Raw genomic sequence first — 15,955 nt, 5'->3', positions numbered from 1 at the left:
CCACCCGCTTGGACCGGCGCCCCGTGCACCCGCCCGGCCCCCGCCGCACGATGGAGCGATGAGGACCTCCCCTGCCCTGCGCGCCGCGGCCCTCGCGGCCACCGTGACCGTGCTGCTTCCCCTCACCGGCTGTTCGGAGGGCGGTGACGAGGACGCGCCCGGCCGGTCGACGAGTCCACCGCACGCGGCGAACGCCGCCGCGACCGGCAGCCCGGCCGGCCTCGCCGCCCAGGAGCTGAAGTGGAAGCCGTGTCCGGCCCCGTCCCAGGCACAGGGCGGGGGGACCAAGCCCTCCCCGCTGCCCGGCGGAGCGGCCTGGGAGTGCTCCTTCATGGACGTGCCGCTCGACTACGCCGAGCCCGGCGGCGACACCATCGAGCTGGCCCTCATCCGCGCGAAGGCCATCAACCGGAAGAAGCGGATCGGCTCGCTCATCTTCAACTTCGGTGGCCCCGGCGGCTCGGGCGTCGCCACTCTGCCCGCCTTCGGGACGGAGTACGACAAGCTCCGCACCCGCTACGACCTGGTGAGCTTCGACCCGCGCGGGGTCGGCCGCAGCGACGGGGTGGAGTGCGAGGACGACAAGCAGCTGGACGCGCGGTACGAGGCCGACGGGACACCGGACGACGCCGCCGAGGAGAAGGCGTTCACCGCGGACACGAAGGCGTACGCCGCGGCCTGCGAGAAGAACTCGGGCAAGGCGCTCCCCTTCGTCGGCACGACGAACGCCGCCCGCGACATGGACCTGATGCGCCAGGTGCTCGGCGACGACCGGCTGTACTACTTCGGCATCTCGTACGGCACCGAACTGGGCGGCGTCTACGCGCACTTGTTCCCCAGGAGCGTCGGCAGGGCGGTACTGGACGCGGTGGTCGATCCGACCGAGAACTCCGAGGAGTCCTCCCTCGGCCAGGCCAAGGGCTTCCAGCTCGCACTGGACAACTTCGCGCAGGACTGCGTGGCCCGGGGCGACGCCTGCAAGCTGCCGGGCGCCACCGCGGCCGAGGTCGAGCAGGGCGTGCTGGATCTCCTGGGCCGGCTGGAGAAGAAGCCCGTTCCGGGGCTCGGTTCACGGGAACTGACGCAGACACAGGCCACCACCGGCATCGCCGCCGCCCTCTACTCCAAGGAGACCTGGCCGCTGCTGGAGCAGGGCCTGGACGAGGCCGACGGCGGTAACGGCGGGCTGCTGCTGGCGCTCGCCGACTCCCTCAACGGCCGCTCCGAGGACGGTCACTACGACAATTCGGCCGCCGCCTTCACCGCCATCAGCTGCGCCGACTCCAAGGAACGCTTCACGCCGGCGCAGACCAGGGCGAAGCTCCCGGAGTTCCGCGACGCCTCGCCGGTCTTCGGCGACTACCTGGGCTGGGGCCTGATGGCCTGCACCGGCTGGCCGGTGGCGGGCGCCTGGGAGACCCCGGACGTCAGCGCTCCCGGTGCCGCACCCGTGCTCGTCATCGGCAACACCGGCGACCCGGCCACCCCGTACGCGGGCGCGAAGGCGATGGCCGACGAGCTGGGCCTTGGCGTCGGCGTGGAGTTGACGTACAAGGGCCAGGGGCACGGCGCGTACAACAGCGGCAACGCCTGTGTGCAGAAGGCGGTGGGCGGATACCTGCTGGACGGCAAGGTCCCGGCCGACGGGAAGGTCTGCGGATAGGGCGTAGCAGTACGCGCCCTACCATGGGCGAACTGCCGGACGGGCAGGCACAACGGGGAGGGACGTACACGTGGTCGCATACGTACGGGCCGGGGCGCTGGCCGCCGCCGCACTACTGCTGACGGGAGTGCTCGCGGGCTGCGAGGACGGCACGGACGACAAGCCGGGCAAGGGTGCGGACGGCGCCGGGGCCTCCTCGGCCGCGTCGGCGTCCCCGCCGTCCGCCGCTCCGTCGGCCGACGCGAGCGGCAAGCCCCTGCCCGCCTCCCTCACCTCGCAGCGTCCGGAGTGGAACCGCTGCAAGGCCCCCGAGGGCGGCTCCGCCCCGGGCTCGGAGTGGCGCTGTGCGACGGTCCGGGTCCCGCTGGACTACGCGAAGCCGGACGGCGACACGATCGGGATCGCGCTGATCCGCAAGGAGGCCCGGGACAAGGGCCGGCGCCTGGGCTCGATGCTGTTCAACTTCGGCGGCCCCGGCGGCTCGGGCGTCTCCATCCTGCCGCGCGCCGCCTCCTCGTACGGGAAGCTCAACACCCGCTACGACCTGGTGGGTTTCGATCCGCGCGGGGTGGCCGGGAGCGCCGGGGTGCGGTGCCGCACGGACCAGGAGCAGGAGTACGCCAACCGGAAGATCGACATGACTCCGGACACGGCGGCCGAGGAGGCGGCGTTCATGAAGGACGGCGCCGACTTCGGGGCCGGCTGCGAGCGCCGCTCGGGCAAGGTCCTGCCGTTCGTCGGCACGACGAACGCCGCCCGGGACATGGACCTGATCCGCGAGGTCCTCGGCGACAGGAAGCTGACGTACTTCGGTATGTCGTACGGCACCGAGCTGGGCGGCACCTACGCGCACCTCTTCCCGAAGAATGTGGGACGTACCGTCTTCGACGCCGTCGTCGACCCGACCGCGGACACCGTCGGCCACGCCCGCAACCAGGCGACCGGTTTCCAGCGGGCGCTGGACAACTACCTCAAGGACCGCGGCCAGGACCCCGAGGCGGGCACCCGGCGCATCGCGGCGCTGCTGAGGCGGATCGACGCCAAGCCGCTGCCGACGGGTACCGGCCGTGAGCTCAACGAGTCGCTGGCGATCACCGGCATCGTGCTGCCGCTCTACTCCAAGGACAGCTGGCCGACGCTCACGCAGGCCCTGGACGAGGCGGAGAGCGGCACCGGATCGATGCTGCTTCAGCTGGCCGACTCGTACAACGGCCGTGACGAGAACGGCCATTACGACACCCAGAACCATTCGCAGCGGGCCATCTCCTGCGCCGACACCAGGGCCAGGCCGACGGCGGCCGAGGCGAAGGCGACGCTGGCCGAGTTCAAGAAGCTGTCCCCGGTCTTCGGCGCGTTCCTGGCCTGGGACACCGCGGGCTGGTGCTCCGACTGGCCGGTGAAGGGTGAGCACGACACCCCGGAGGCGAGCGCTCCGGGCGCCGGTCCGATCCTGGTCGTGGGGACGACGGGCGACCCCGCGACGCCGTACGAGGGTGCACGGAAGATGGCGGACGAGCTCGGCAAGGGCGTCGGCATCCTGCTCACCAACAAGGGTGAGGGGCACGGCGCCTACGGCGGGAACTCCTGCGTGACGTCGGCGGTGGACTCGTACTTCCTGGACGGGAAGGTGCCCTCGGACGGCACGACCTGTTCGTAGCGGACCTCGCGCACGTCACTCGTTACGGAGACCTCGCGCACGCCGAAGGGGCCGGCCCGCATGACGCGGACCGGCCCCTTCGAAGCGTTCAGCCTCCAGAACGGGAGGCTTTAGTACACCGGCTTCTCGGGCTCGATCTGGTGGACCCAGCCGATCACGCCGCCGCCCACGTGGACCGCGTCGGCGAAGCCCGCCGACTTGAGGACCGCGAGGACCTCGGCGCTGCGGACACCGGTCTTGCAGTGCAGCACGATGCGCCTGTCCTGCGGGAGGTCCTGGAGGGCGTTGCCCATCAGGAACTCGTTCTTCGGGATCAGCTTCGCGCCCGGGATCGAGACGATCTCGTACTCGTTCGGCTCACGGACGTCGATGATCTCGATCTTCTCGTCCGCGTCGATCCACTCCTTGAGCTGCTTGGGAGTGATCGTGGAGCCGAGCGCCGCCTCCTGGGCCTCCTCGGACACGACGCCGCAGAAGGCCTCGTAGTCGATGAGCTCGGTGACGGTCGGGTTCTCGCCGCAGACCGCGCAGTCGGGGTCCTTGCGGACCTTGACCTGGCGGTACTGCATCTCCAGCGCGTCGTAGATCATCAGCCGGCCGACGAGCGGGTCGCCGACGCCGGCGAGCAGCTTGATGGCCTCGGTGACCTGGATGGAGCCGATGGACGCGCAGAGCACGCCCAGGACACCGCCCTCGGCGCAGGACGGAACCATGCCGGGGGGCGGCGGCTCCGGGTAGAGGCAGCGGTAGCAGGGACCGTGCTCGGACCAGAACACGGATGCCTGGCCGTCGAAGCGGTAGATGGAACCCCAGACGTACGGCTTGTTCAGCAGCACCGCGGCGTCGTTGACCAGATAGCGGGTGGCGAAGTTGTCCGTGCCGTCCACGATCAGGTCGTACTGGGCGAAGATCTCCATCACGTTCTCGGCCTCGAGCCGCTCTTCGTGAAGGATCACGTTCACCAGCGGGTTGATGCCCAGCACCGAGTCCTTGGCGGACTGCGCCTTGGACCGGCCGATGTCGGCCTGGCTGTGGATGATCTGGCGCTGCAGGTTCGACTCGTCGACCTCGTCGAACTCCACGATGCCGAGCGTTCCGACACCGGCGGCGGCCAGGTACATCAGGGCCGGCGATCCGAGACCGCCGGCGCCCACACAGAGCACCTTCGCGTTCTTCAGCCGCTTCTGCCCGTCCATCCCGACATCGGGGATGATCAGGTGGCGGGAGTACCTGCGGACCTCGTCGACGGTGAGCTCAGCAGCTGGCTCGACCAGGGGTGGCAGCGACACAGGAACCTCAACAATGCAGGTGGTCGGTTTCTACGTACTTCGGCTACGTACGGTTGTTCTTGCCGTAACACTGCCACGCCCCCTCTCATTCCGAGATACCCGGTCCGATCCGCGAGACAATTTCGTCCCAGTACCTGGGCAGTGTCGCGAATGGATCGCTTTGTCCACGCCCGTTCGCGGGATCCGCCTCTCCGGTGCGGTCGGTGAAGAAGATCGTCCCGGCGCCCTGCCAGCGGGCGATGCGCATCGCCTCCTCCAGATGGGTGCGCGGGACACCGTGGACGAAGTGGGCGAAACGGCCGGGCGGATAGGCGGCCGTCCACTCCGCCACCTGGGACCAGCGGTAGTCGGTCCAGGCGCCGCGGAAGGTGACGAGCTGGTCGGCGGCCTCGGCGTAACCCGGATACGGATGCGTGTCGTGCCCCAGCACCAGGTGTCCGCCGTCCGGCCCGCTGTCGCTGTCCTCCAGGAGCGCGGCGAGCGTGCCGGTGAGACGGCGTACGGCCGGGAGGCCGGACCGCTCCGCCGGGGCCCGGTCGAGGTAGAAGCCGTCGACCCGGTACCAGTCCAGGAAGGACCGGGCGTCGGCGGTCAGCTCGTCGAAGGGCCTGTGGCCGTGGGCCAGGTCGATCCGGCCGAGCAGCCTGCCGCCCGATGCCCGCACGGAGTCCAGCGGCTCCTCGCCGTGCACGGCGCGTTCACGGGCGTTGCGGAGCCGGCCCGCGGCCTCCAGGCAGTGCGGGTCGGGCCGGGTGCCGGGGCCGTTGTCGATGTCGAGAACGGCCCAGTGCAACGGGGTGCCGGGGCGGGTGAGTTCGGCCCATTCCACCGGTGCGAGCAGCGGGTGCGCGTAGCCGGGGACACCGAAGCCGAGCTGTTCGGCGCCGCTGGTGCGGCGGGCGGTGCCGGTACTGGTCAGATACGGCACGCCGCCTCCATCCAGATGTCCGCGAGGGACTCCTCCAGATTGATCCGGGGGCGCCAGCCGAGCCGGTCGCGGGCGGTACGGACATCGGCCTGCTGCCAGGCCCCGCAGCCGTCCGGGTAGGGGGACGGGGTGGCCGAGAGGTGTTCCATGACCGACTCGGTGGAGGTGCGCGGGGCTCCGATGGGCAGCCGGGCGGGGGGCGTGTCCAGCTCGTGGAGTGCGCCCGCGTAACCGGCGACCTTGGCGAGGACGGCGGCGGCGTCGCGCAGTCGTACCGCCCGGCCGGTGCCGATGTTGACGACCCCCTGCGCCGCGGAGAGCGAGGCGGCGTGCACGGCGCGCGCGACGTCGCGCACATCGACGAAGTCGCGCTGCACACCGAGGCCGCTGAGCTTCAGTTCGCCGTCGCCCGACTGCATGGCGCGGCGCATCGCCTCGGCGAGCCGGCCGAGCGGGGACCCGGCCGGGGTGCCGGGGCCGACCGGCGAGAACACCCGCAGCACGACCGCGTCGAGGCCGGAGCCGAGGACGAGTTCGGTGGCGGCGAGCTTGCTGACGCCGTACGGGCCGCCGGGGCGCGGGATGGCGTCCTCTGCGGTGGACGAGCCGGGCTGCGAGGGGCCGTACTCCGAGGAGCAGCCGACCTGGACCAGGCGGGCGGTGCAGCCGCTGCGGCGCATCGCCTCGCACACCGTTGCGACGGCGACCGTGTTGTGGCGGGTGAGGTCGCGGGCCCCGCCCCGGGTGGCGCCCGCGCAGTTGACGACGACTCCGGGGTGGACGGCGTCCAGGAAGCGGGTGAGCGCTCCGGGGCTGCCGCCTGCGAGGTCGAACCGTACGTCGGCGTCGTCGCCGCGGCCGAGCGCCGTGAGGTGCACGGCCGGGTCGGCGAGCAGCCGGTCGGCCACGAAACGGCCGATGAATCCGTTGGCTCCGAGCAGCAGCACCCTCATCGCGCGCCCCCTGGGTGCCGACGGCGGCCTGCCGGTGCGGGGGATTGGGGGGTCATGTCCGGTGTCTCCTTGGGGCAGTTGCGAGCGGTGCGGGACGGGACCCGCGGCGTCGGCTCCGCGGGGGCTCTGGTGTGCGTCAGGCGGCGGTGTGGGCGGACGCCCGGGAGAGGGCGACGATGGCGGTGGTCAGCAGACCGAGGGCGGCCGCGCCACAGGCGAGCAGGGGTACGCCTCCGGCGCCCGCCGCCTCGACGAGGGCGTCGACGGGGCGGGCGAGCGGGTCGAGACCGGGCAGCCGGCCCCCGAGGATCAGGGCGGGGGCCGCGGCCTCCACGGCGCAGGCGGCGGTGAGTCCGGTGGCGGCCGCTTCGGGAAAGCCGTGGACGGCGAGGAGCCGGGCCAGCAGGAGCAGCACCCCGAGGGCGGCGGCCCCGGCCTGCGAGCCGCCCCCCGCGATCCCGAGGCCGGCCAGGTACAGCAGGCCGGTGAGGACGCAGAGGAAGCCTGCGACGGCGCCGAACAGCAGGGGGCGCACGCCTGCGGCGAACTCCTCCAGTGCGCGGCTGCCGTTGAGTTTGCGGTGCGCGTGCACGGAGAAGAGGTGGGCGCACCAGGCCGCGGGTGCGACCGCCACGGTGAGCCCGAGCAGGGGCGCCGGGGTGATGTCCCAGGGGCCTTCGGGGCCGCCGCTGAGGACTTGGTGGAGCAGGGCGTCGCCGTACAGGACGTAGCCGAGGAGCCAGACTCCGCAGAGGCCGGCGGTGCCACCGGATCGCCCGTCGGCGCTGAGGGGGCCGGTGCGCAGGGCGAGGGTGAGCCCGATGAGCGCGAGGAGGGTCCCGCCGCCGCCGATGGCGAGCCGCGCCTCGCTGCCGAGCACCCCGTCGGTGAGCCGCAGTGCGACCAGGGTCGCCAGGCAGGCGGCGCCCGGCAGCAGGGCGCGCAGCGACCATGCGGCGCGCGTCTCGATGTCGCGCGCCGGTCCGAACGAGGCCCCCACGGGCTCCCCCGCGACGCCCGGGACCCGGGCGAACAGCTCCTCGGCGAGCGAGAACACATCGCGGTGCCGGTAGCGGGCGGCGGTGCGGTCGGTGACCCCGTGGGCCTCGAGTCCGGCGGCGATCTCCAGCGGATCGACGGCGCGCTCGCAGAGCTCGCGGTGCCGGTGCATGAGGGACTTCACGGGGTCGGCGGGACCGCGCCGTCCGGTGGCGAGCTTGCGCGCCGGGGCGGTGGGGGCCGCGTGGGCGATCTCGGGAGCGCGGGGGGTGGGGCGCGGCGCCGCCCCTTCGTCCGGGGTGGTGGGTGCGGGGTCCGGTGCGTCGTCGGAGACCCGCGCCGGGCCGGGGGTGGGGGCGTGCGCCGGTGCGGGGGTGGGGGCGCTCCCGAAGTCCGCGGCCGGGTCCGGGGCGTTCCCGGCAGCGTCGGCTGGCCCGTCTCCGGAGCGGGGCGCCTCCTCCGAGGAGGCGCCCGGCTCCGAGACGTCCACCCCCGCCCCCTCCGGGGCGGACAGCCCCCACGCCGGTTCGGAGACGTCCGCGACCAGGGTCCCGGAAACCGGCGCCCACCTGCGGTGGTCCCCGTTGCTGCCGGTCATCGGTGTGCCGGGTGCTTCGGGCACCTCGGTCGGGCGGCCCATCGTCGTTCCTCCGTGCTCCTCACCCGGTGCGCCGGGCAGTCCCGATCGGTCCCTGAGGCCGGGCGCGGCCGCGTCGTGGTCACTCATCGCCGCCCCCCGCCCCGTGCACGCCCGCGCAGACTCCCCGGCCGGCCCAGCTCGGTGTGCGCTCTCCCGGTTCCGGGTCCGCGTACGGCTCCGGCCACAGGCCGATGACATGGGCCTCCGGCGGGGTGGCGAAGGGGCGGGGTCCGCCGTCGGCCGGCCCGGACACCCTGCGTACGGGCGCCTGGGCGATCAGCTCCAGGTAAATGCCACGAAATGCCGCGAGGTTCTGTTCGACAGTGAAGAGTTCGAGTGCGCGGGCGCGCGCCGCGGCTCCCAGCCGCGCGCGGCGCTCGGGGTCGCGCAGCAGCGCCAGGCAGGCGTCCGCGAGCGCCCGCGGATTGCGCGGCGGCACCACGAGCCCCGTACCGCCGATGACTTCGACGACCGCGCCGACGTCCGTGGAGACCGTGGCCCGGCCGCAGAACATCGCCTCGACCAGGCTGATGGGGAAGCCCTCGACCACGCTGGACAGCACCACGACACCGCCCGCCGCATACGCCTGGGCGAGGTCGGGAACCTCGGCGCCGCCGATGTCCTCGAAGGAGACCGGGTTGTCGCCGACGGCGTGCGCGCCGGCCGCCTCGTCGGGGAAGAGCTGGGCGGCGAGTGCCCGGCAGTGCGCGAGATAGGTGGCGCCCTCGGGCCCCTGGGCCGCCGCGCCGATGATCCGCAGCCGGGCGTCGGGTTCGGCCGTGCGCACCTCGGCGAAGGCGTGCAGGAGCGCGATCAGGTCCTTGGCGGGCTCGATCCGGCCGACCCAGACGAGCGTGTCCGGACCCCCGCCGTCCTCGCTCTCGCCGAGCGCCGCGAACCGGCCCGACTCCATGCCGGGGTAGACGGTGCGCACCTTGGCGGGCTCCGCGCCGCAGCGCTCCTGCCAGCGGCGGGCATGGGTGTTGCCGGGGGTGATGAGCGCGGCCTGCCGGTACACCTCGGCGGCGAGCCGTCCATGAAAGTTCGCCAGCAGCGCGCGCACCGGCGCACTCACTGGCATGCCGCTCGCCGCGAGGTAGTGCGCGCGCAGCTGCACGGCGTGCTCGGTGACCAGCAGCGGCACCCCGAAGAAGCGTTTGGCCAGCAGCCCGGGCAGGGCGGCGGCGCCGCCGGACGCGGCATGGCAGAGGTCGACGGCGCCGAGGCTCTCCTCGTCGTACCAGTCGAGGGAGAGCGGGCGCAGCACCCGGTCGAGTTCCGCCGCGAAGGCGAGGAGGTCGGGGACGGTGGCGGTCTGGACGGTGCGGCCGGTGCCCGGCGCGCGGCAGGCGGTCTCGAGGATCCGGACCGCGGTCTCGGAGCGGAGTGCTGCGGGAAGTCCGCCGTGCTCGCAGGCCAGTTCGGCGAGTCCGTAGAGGCCTTGGGTGAACTGCGCGTCCACGGCCCGCATGTCCACACCGCCCGCGGGCCGGCCCCGGCCGGCGTCCTCGCCCGCGTCCCCCCGCTCGCCACCCGTCACACCCGCCACGCAGACCGAGGTCGCGAGCGCCGTGAAGTGGGTGACGAAGCGCCGGCGTTCGCGCCGCCCGTAGGAGCGTGCGCCCCCGCCGGTCAGCAGGCGCGACAGCATTCCCCGGGGTGCGTGGAGGCCCAGGGTGTCCTCGTCGGCGGTCCACAGGGGGGCTGTCCGCACCCTGCTGACCTGGGCCGGGAGCTGAACCCAGCCCTGCGCCTCCTGTTCGGCGGTACGGCTGAGCGCGAAGAGATCGAACTCGTGCTGCGCGAGTCCGCGCACCAGACGGTCGCACCAGAGTCTGGACTCACCGGTCGCATACGGATAGCCACCGTCGGTGAGCAGTCCGATCCGCACGAGCACACCCCCGATCTCCCTTGTGAGCGGCCGCCGTTGGATCGGCGACTCGCAGCGGGACGACCGTAAGCGGATACAGCGGTGGCGCGACGGACGGTTGTCCGTCGCGCCACCGAAAGGGGTGAACCGTCGTAACTTTCCCACCCCGGTAGCGTTCCGTCGCGCTATAGAGGTGGCCGGTCACACAGGGTCAGGCTGCGGCCAGCTCCTTGCGGGCCGCACGGCGCACCGCCGCGAGTGCCGGATCGAGCGCCGGGACGGCCGCCAGGAGCTGCTTGGTGTACGGGTCGCGGGGCTCGCCGTACACCTGCTCCACCGGGCCCTCCTCGACGATCCGGCCTTGCCGCATGACGGCCACCCGGTCGCTGACCTGCCGTACGACGGCGAGGTCGTGGGCGATGAAGACCAGCGCGAGTCCCAGTTCCTGCTGGAGCTCGGCCAGCAGGGCGGTCACCTGGGCCTGGGTCGTCACATCGAGGGCGGAGACCGCCTCGTCGCAGACGATGAGCTCCGGTTCGGCGGCCAGCGCCCGCGCGATGCCGACGCGCTGGCGCTGGCCGCCGCTGAACTCGTGCGGGTAGCGGTCGTACTGCTCCGGGTCGAGTCCGACGCGCTCCAGCAGATCCCGTACGCGCGCCCTGATCGCTCCCTCGTCGCGCTGCCCGCGCGCCCTCAGCGGGTCGGCGACCGACTCGCCGACGGAGCGGCGTGGGTTGAGCGAGGAGACCGGGTCCTGGAAGACCATCTGCACCCGGTCCACCCGGCCGAGCCGGCCGGAGGTGGGCTCCAGCAGGCCGACGAGCATCCGCCCGAGGGTGGTCTTGCCGCTGCCGCTCTCGCCGACGATGCCGAGCGTCTCGCCGCGGCGGACCGTCAGGGAGACCCCGTCGACGGCGGCCAGGGCGGACTTCCCCCGGCCGAACACCTGCGTGACGTCCTCGGCCCGGACCAGCACTTCTCCCTCCGGGGTGGCCTTCCGGCCCTCGCCGGTGACGCCCCGCACCTCCGGAGCGATGCGCGGCACCGCGGCCAGCAACGCCCTTGTGTACGGCTCGCGGGGCGCGCCGAGCACCTCGGCCACCGGTCCGCGTTCCACGGCGCGGCCCGACCGCATGACGAGCACCTCGTCCACCGACTCGGCCGCCACGCCCACGTCATGGGTGACCAGCAGCAGTCCCATGCCCGTCTCGCGGCGCAGATCGTGCAGCAGGTCGAGGATCTGGGCCTGGACGGTGACGTCGAGCGCGGTCGTCGGCTCGTCGGCGATCAGCAGCTGCGGCTCACAGGCCAGCGCCATCGCGATCAGGGCCCGCTGGCGCATCCCGCCGGAGAACTCGTGCGGCCGGGAGCGGGAGCGGCGTACCGCGTCCGGGATCCCGACCCGGTCCAGCACCTCGACGGCCCTGGCCCGCGCCGCCCGCCGGGACACCCGGTGGTGCACGCGGTACACCTGGGCGATCTGGTCGCCGACCGCGTAGTACGGGTCCAGCGAGGAGAGCGGGTCCTGGAAGACCATGGCGGCCTTCGCCCCCCGCAGTCCGCGCAGTTCCGCGTCACCGGCGGCCTGGACGTCCACGCCGGCGACCCGGACGGAGCCGCCGACCTTGGCGCCGGTGCCCCGGTGCAGTCCGAGCAGGGCGTACGCGGAGGCGCTCTTGCCGGAGCCGGACTCGCCGACGACGCCGAGCGCGCCGCCCGCCTCCAGCGAGAACGACAGTCCGCGCACCGCGTGCACGTCGCCGAACGAGATCGAGAGATCGGTGACCTCGACGAGACTCATGACAGCACCACCCGTCGGTCGGCCATCGCCTGGAGGATGTCGGCGACGGCATTGGCGAGGACGACGAAGAATCCGGTGACGAGCACCAGACCGACGACGACCGGGAGGTCCACCTGCTTGACGGCCTCCACGAGTTCGCGGCCGACACCGGGAATCCCGAAGAGGGACTCGGTGAGCACGGCGCCGCCGAACATCGAGCCGACGTCGAGTGCGCCGAGTGCGATCACCGGGGCCAGCGCGCCGCGCAGGGCGTGCCGTCCGACGATCGTCCGCTCGCCGACCCCGTACGCCCTGAAGGTGCGCACATGGTCCTCGGCCAGCGTCTCCAGCATCGAGGCCCGGGTCATCCGGGCGTACGGGGCTGCGGAGATGAGCGCCAGCGAGATCCAGGGCAGCAGCAGGTTCCAGGCCCACTGCTCCGGGTTCTCGGTGAGGGGGACGTAGTCCGGGAAGGGCAGGATCTGGAGCGCCGTGACACAGATGATGATCAGCAGCAGGCCGATCACGAAGACGGGTGTGGCCATGCCGGCCAGGGTGATCCCGGTGAGGATGCGTTCGGTGACGCGGCCGCGCCGCCACACCGAGAGCACTCCGGTACCGACCCCGAGCAGCATCCACAGCACGAACGCGCCGACGGCGAGCGAGGCGGTGGCGGGCAGCTTGGCGAGGATCAGCTGGGTGACCTGCTGACCGCTCTGGTACGAGAGCCCGAGGCACGGGGCCTGGCAGTGCACCACACCGGTTCCGGTGGAGTAGTCCCGGCCCGCGAACAGGGCCTGGAGGAAGTGCGCGTACTGCACGTACACCGGGTCGCCGAGGTGCAGTTGCTCGCTGACCTGGGCGACCTGCGCGGGCGAGCAGCGCGGACCGCAGGCGATCTGTGCGACATCGCCCGGGGCGACGTAGAACGCGGCGTAGACGACCACGCTGAGGGCGAGCAGGACGAAGAGCGCCCCGCCGGTGCGGCGCAGCAGGAACATGCTCATGCTCCGGCCTCCTTCCTGGCGCCGGTGCCGATCCGCAGCCGGGAGGCGGCGCGCGGGTCGAGCGCGGTGCGCACGCCCTCGCCGAGGACGGTGAGGGCCAGCACGGTGACGAAGAGCAGCAGGGCCGGGATGAGCAGGTAGGTGGGCGCCGCCTGGTACCAGGTGTCGGCGTCGCTGAGCATCTGTCCCCAGGACGGCGTGGGCGGCTTGATGCCGACGCCGAGGAAGGACAGGGCCGCCTCGACGACGATGTTGGCGGGGAAGAGCAGGACGGCGTAGGTGATGACGGGCGCGGCCAGCGCGGGCAGCAGCTCGCGCCGGGCGATCTGCCAGGAGCCCCAGCCGCTGAGCCGGGCGGCCGCGACGTGGTCGCGCGACTTGAGGGACAGCGTCTGGGCGCGCACGATCTTCGAGATGCCGGACCAGCCGACCAGGCCGACGATCACGGAGATCAGCACGGGGCGAGGGAAGCCTGCCGGGACGACGGCGAGCGCGCCGAGCGCGGTCACCATGACGGGCAGGGCGACCACGACATCGGTGATCCGGCTGAGCGCCTGGTCGACGAAGCGGTTGCCGAGTCCGGCCGAGAGGCCGATGACGACACCGATGGCCACCTGGAGCAGGGTCGCGCCGAGGGCGACGCCGAGCGAGACCCTGGCGCCGTAGGCGACGCGGGCGAACAGGTCGCGTCCGGTGAGCGGTTCGACGCCGAGCCAGTGCTCGGCGCTGATGCCGCCGAAGGAGCCGAGCGGCACTCCGCCGGTGGCGGAGTCGACGAGGCCGGGGTGGTACGTGGTGGGGTCCTGGCCCTCGATGCCCGTGAGCAGGGGTGCGGCGAGCGCGGCGAGGACCAGCAGGGCGACGACGACGGCCGCCACGAGGGCGGCGGGGCGGGCGCGCAGCCGGCGCCAGAACGGATGGGCCCCCAAGGCGGGGGCCGCGACGGCCCCCGCCTCCTTGACCAGCAGTGCTTCGGCCATGGTTACTTGACCGCGGCCTGCGAGATGTCGAGCACGCCGGTCCAGTCGCTGATGACGACGTTCTTGACGGACTCGCCGTACAGGCGCTTGTAGACCGGGTGGAACAGCGGCACGGTCAGCGCCTGCTCACCGACCTTCTTGTCGAGCGCGCCCCAGCGCTCGGCGGCGGCGCTCAGGTCGGTCAGCTTGTTGATCTCGTCGATCTCCTTGTTGACCGCGGGGTCGTCCAGCTGGGCGGAGTTGAAGTTGTACCCGGCCTTGACGATCTGGCGTCCGTCGAAGATCGGCGCGAAGAACGGACCGCCGGAGGGCCAGTCGGCGCCCCAGCCGCCGAGGAAGAAGCCGGGCTCGGTCTTCACGTTGTAGACGGTGTCCGAGTAGGCGTTGGACTCCAGGCCGCGGAGCTTGACGGTGATCCCGGCTTTCTTGAGCGCCTCCTGGAGCGCGGTGGCGATCTCCGGGCTGGTCTCGAAGTTCTTCTCGTTGTTGTGCGTGAGGGTGACGGTCAGCCCCTTGGGATATCCGGCTTCCTTCAGCAGTTCCCTGGCCTTGTCCGCGTTGCCGTTCTTCCCTGCCGGGAAGGCGTCGTACGGCGTGTAGCCGAAGGAGGCCTGGTCGGGCAGGAAGGTGGTGGCGGGCTCGGCGAGCGAGGAGCCGCCGGCGGCGTTGACCACGGAGGTGCGGTCGACGGCGTACGAGATGGCCTGGCGGACCTTCGGGTTGTCGAACGGCTTCACCTTCGGGTTGAAGGCGATGTAGTTCGTGTAGCCGAAGTGGCCGGTGCCGACGCGGGCGGCGAGCTTCTTGTCGCCGGTGACCTTGGCGAGTTCGGCCGGGCCGAGGTTGGTGTCGGTGGTGACGGCGGCGGCGTCGGCGCCCTGCGAGGCGGACAGCCGCTGGTTGATGACGGCGGAGTCGAGCCCGGAACGGACGTCGATCCGGTCGGGGTAGGCCTTGCGCTCCTCGTCGGTGGCGGCCGACCAGTAGGTGTTGCGCTCCAGGGTGAGGCGCTCGCCGTCGCCCTCGTTCCTGACGACCTTGTACGGGCCCGAGGAGAGCGGGTGCTCCTCGTACTTCGTGCCGGTGTCCTTGGCCTTCGGTACGGGGGTGGTCTGCGTCTGGGTGGCCAGGAAGGGGAACTCGCCCTCGGGCTTGTTGAGGTGGAAGACGATGGTCTTCGCGTCGGGCGTCTCGATCGAGCCGAGGCCCTTCTTGTCCTTGTACGGGCCCTGGTAGGCGGCTCCGCCGATCAGCCAGTCGCGCAGATAGGGCGCGCCGCCGGACAGCTCGGCGGCGAAGGAGCGCTCGATGCCGTACTTGATGTCGGCGCTCGTGATGGCGCTGCCGTCCTCGTACTTGAGGCCGTCCTTGAGGGTGTACGTCCAGACCGTGGCGTTCTTGCTGGGCGTGCCGAGGTCGGTCGCGAGGTCGGGGACGACCTTGGAGCCCGCGGCGCCGTCCTCGCGGTTGCGGGTGGTGAGGGTGCGGAAGACGAGGGAGGGGACGTTGCCGCCGCCGGAGGTGTAGAGCCTCGCGGGGTCGAAGTCCTCCTGCGGCTTGGCGTTGAGGACGGTCAGCGTGCCGCCCTTCTTGGGGGCGCCCGCCGCGCCGGAGGTGTCGTCGCTGCCCTTGCTGCTGCCCTCGGGGCCGCAGGCCGCGGCGCCCGCGGCCACGGCGAGTACTGCGGCGGCCGCTGCCACGCGGCGCGATATGACGGAGGGTTGACGCATCGGAAGGTGACCTCTCGGAGTACTGCCTGAATGGAGGAAACAGCAGGTGATTCCGCGCAGGCGGCGGCGAGAGGCATGTGCACACAACCGGTCGGAACAGGGTGAGGTGACCGGAACACTGGAACTGCCGCGCCTGCGGACGGAGTACGCCCGGGCGCGGCAGTCGGGGAAGGGCGGTCCGGAGCCATCAGGGCTCGGACGGGGGGCCGACGCGCACTCGGGCAGGCGTCAGCAACAGTCGATGTCGGCGACGCTGTGCCCGGTCACGCCGATGAGCGCCAGCTCAATGGCGGCGCGATCGGAGGTGACGAGGCTGCGTGACATGCCGAGAAATATCGGCGAACGGCTGCGCGATGTCAACGCAATATGAGACAGCAGTCTCATCATATGGACAGCATGTTCGGCGCGGCACCCCACGGCCCCCCGCGGCACGCTCCCGCCGGACCGCCCGGGGCACTC

At 72.3% G+C, this 15,955-nt stretch carries 12 protein-coding genes; 2 read left to right on the top strand and 10 right to left on the bottom strand.

Features of this window, described 5'->3' with window-relative positions:
- The first annotated feature begins 58 nt into the window (after positions 1-58).
- Together OG782_RS25025 and OG782_RS25020 are read left to right on the top strand one after the other, a co-directional pair.
- Positions 59-1,663 carry an alpha/beta hydrolase gene (locus OG782_RS25025; protein ID WP_406454539.1) on the top strand — a complete coding sequence of 535 codons (1,605 nt, stop codon included), beginning with the start codon at positions 59-61 and terminating at the stop codon, positions 1,661-1,663.
- Between the two features lie 70 nt (positions 1,664-1,733).
- The gene (locus OG782_RS25020; protein WP_406454537.1) at positions 1,734-3,320 is read left to right on the top strand and encodes an alpha/beta hydrolase; all 1,587 of its coding nucleotides are present in this window, start codon (positions 1,734-1,736) and stop codon (positions 3,318-3,320) included.
- A 110-nt stretch (positions 3,321-3,430) separates the two neighbouring features.
- On the opposite strand, the gene moeZ is transcribed toward OG782_RS25020, so the two are convergent.
- The 10 genes from moeZ to OG782_RS24970 form a co-directional block, all read right to left on the bottom strand.
- Positions 3,431-4,609, bottom strand: coding sequence for an adenylyltransferase/sulfurtransferase MoeZ (moeZ, locus tag OG782_RS25015; RefSeq protein ID WP_406454536.1), 1,179 nt, complete (start codon positions 4,607-4,609; stop codon positions 3,431-3,433).
- 85 nt (positions 4,610-4,694) lie between these two features.
- Positions 4,695-5,537 (bottom strand): spherulation-specific family 4 protein, encoded by an 843-nt coding sequence (locus tag OG782_RS25010; protein WP_406454534.1) that lies wholly within the window; start codon positions 5,535-5,537, stop codon positions 4,695-4,697.
- Complete coding sequence (locus OG782_RS25005) at positions 5,525-6,490, bottom strand: NAD-dependent epimerase/dehydratase family protein (RefSeq protein WP_311310369.1); 966 nt, start codon at positions 6,488-6,490, stop codon at positions 5,525-5,527. Before OG782_RS25005 ends, OG782_RS25010 begins: the two co-directional genes overlap by 13 nt.
- Before the next feature lie 136 nt (positions 6,491-6,626).
- A complete protein-coding gene (locus tag OG782_RS25000) occupies positions 6,627-7,979 on the bottom strand; it encodes a hypothetical protein (protein WP_406459263.1) in 1,353 nt (450 codons plus the stop codon).
- A gap of 229 nt (positions 7,980-8,208) precedes the next feature.
- On the bottom strand, positions 8,209-10,020 hold the full coding sequence (locus tag OG782_RS24995) for a DUF3492 domain-containing protein (protein ID WP_406459261.1): 1,812 nt from the start codon (positions 10,018-10,020) through the stop codon (positions 8,209-8,211).
- Positions 10,021-10,210: 190 nt separating this feature from the next.
- Positions 10,211-11,800: a dipeptide ABC transporter ATP-binding protein gene (locus tag OG782_RS24990; protein ID WP_406454531.1), complete on the bottom strand. Its 1,590-nt coding sequence runs from the start codon at positions 11,798-11,800 to the stop codon at positions 10,211-10,213.
- Positions 11,797-12,786 carry an ABC transporter permease gene (locus tag OG782_RS24985; protein ID WP_406454529.1) on the bottom strand — a complete coding sequence of 330 codons (990 nt, stop codon included), beginning with the start codon at positions 12,784-12,786 and terminating at the stop codon, positions 11,797-11,799. Before OG782_RS24985 ends, OG782_RS24990 begins: the two co-directional genes overlap by 4 nt.
- Positions 12,783-13,766 carry an ABC transporter permease gene (locus tag OG782_RS24980; RefSeq protein WP_406454527.1) on the bottom strand — a complete coding sequence of 328 codons (984 nt, stop codon included), beginning with the start codon at positions 13,764-13,766 and terminating at the stop codon, positions 12,783-12,785. The genes OG782_RS24985 and OG782_RS24980 overlap by 4 nt, the downstream gene beginning before the upstream one ends.
- A 2-nt stretch (positions 13,767-13,768) precedes the next feature.
- The gene (locus tag OG782_RS24975) at positions 13,769-15,496 is read right to left on the bottom strand and encodes an ABC transporter substrate-binding protein (protein WP_406454525.1); all 1,728 of its coding nucleotides are present in this window, start codon (positions 15,494-15,496) and stop codon (positions 13,769-13,771) included.
- A 228-nt stretch (positions 15,497-15,724) separates the two neighbouring features.
- Positions 15,725-15,820, bottom strand: a complete 96-nt coding sequence (locus OG782_RS24970; RefSeq protein ID WP_326738590.1) for an Ms4533A family Cys-rich leader peptide — start codon at positions 15,818-15,820, stop codon at positions 15,725-15,727.
- Between the last annotated feature and the right edge of the window lie 135 nt (positions 15,821-15,955).

Origin of the sequence: Streptomyces sp. NBC_00876, assembly GCF_045207435.1 — a bacterium.
Classification (GTDB): domain Bacteria; phylum Actinomycetota; class Actinomycetes; order Streptomycetales; family Streptomycetaceae; genus Streptomyces.
This window is presented reverse-complemented; position numbering and strand designations above follow the sequence as displayed.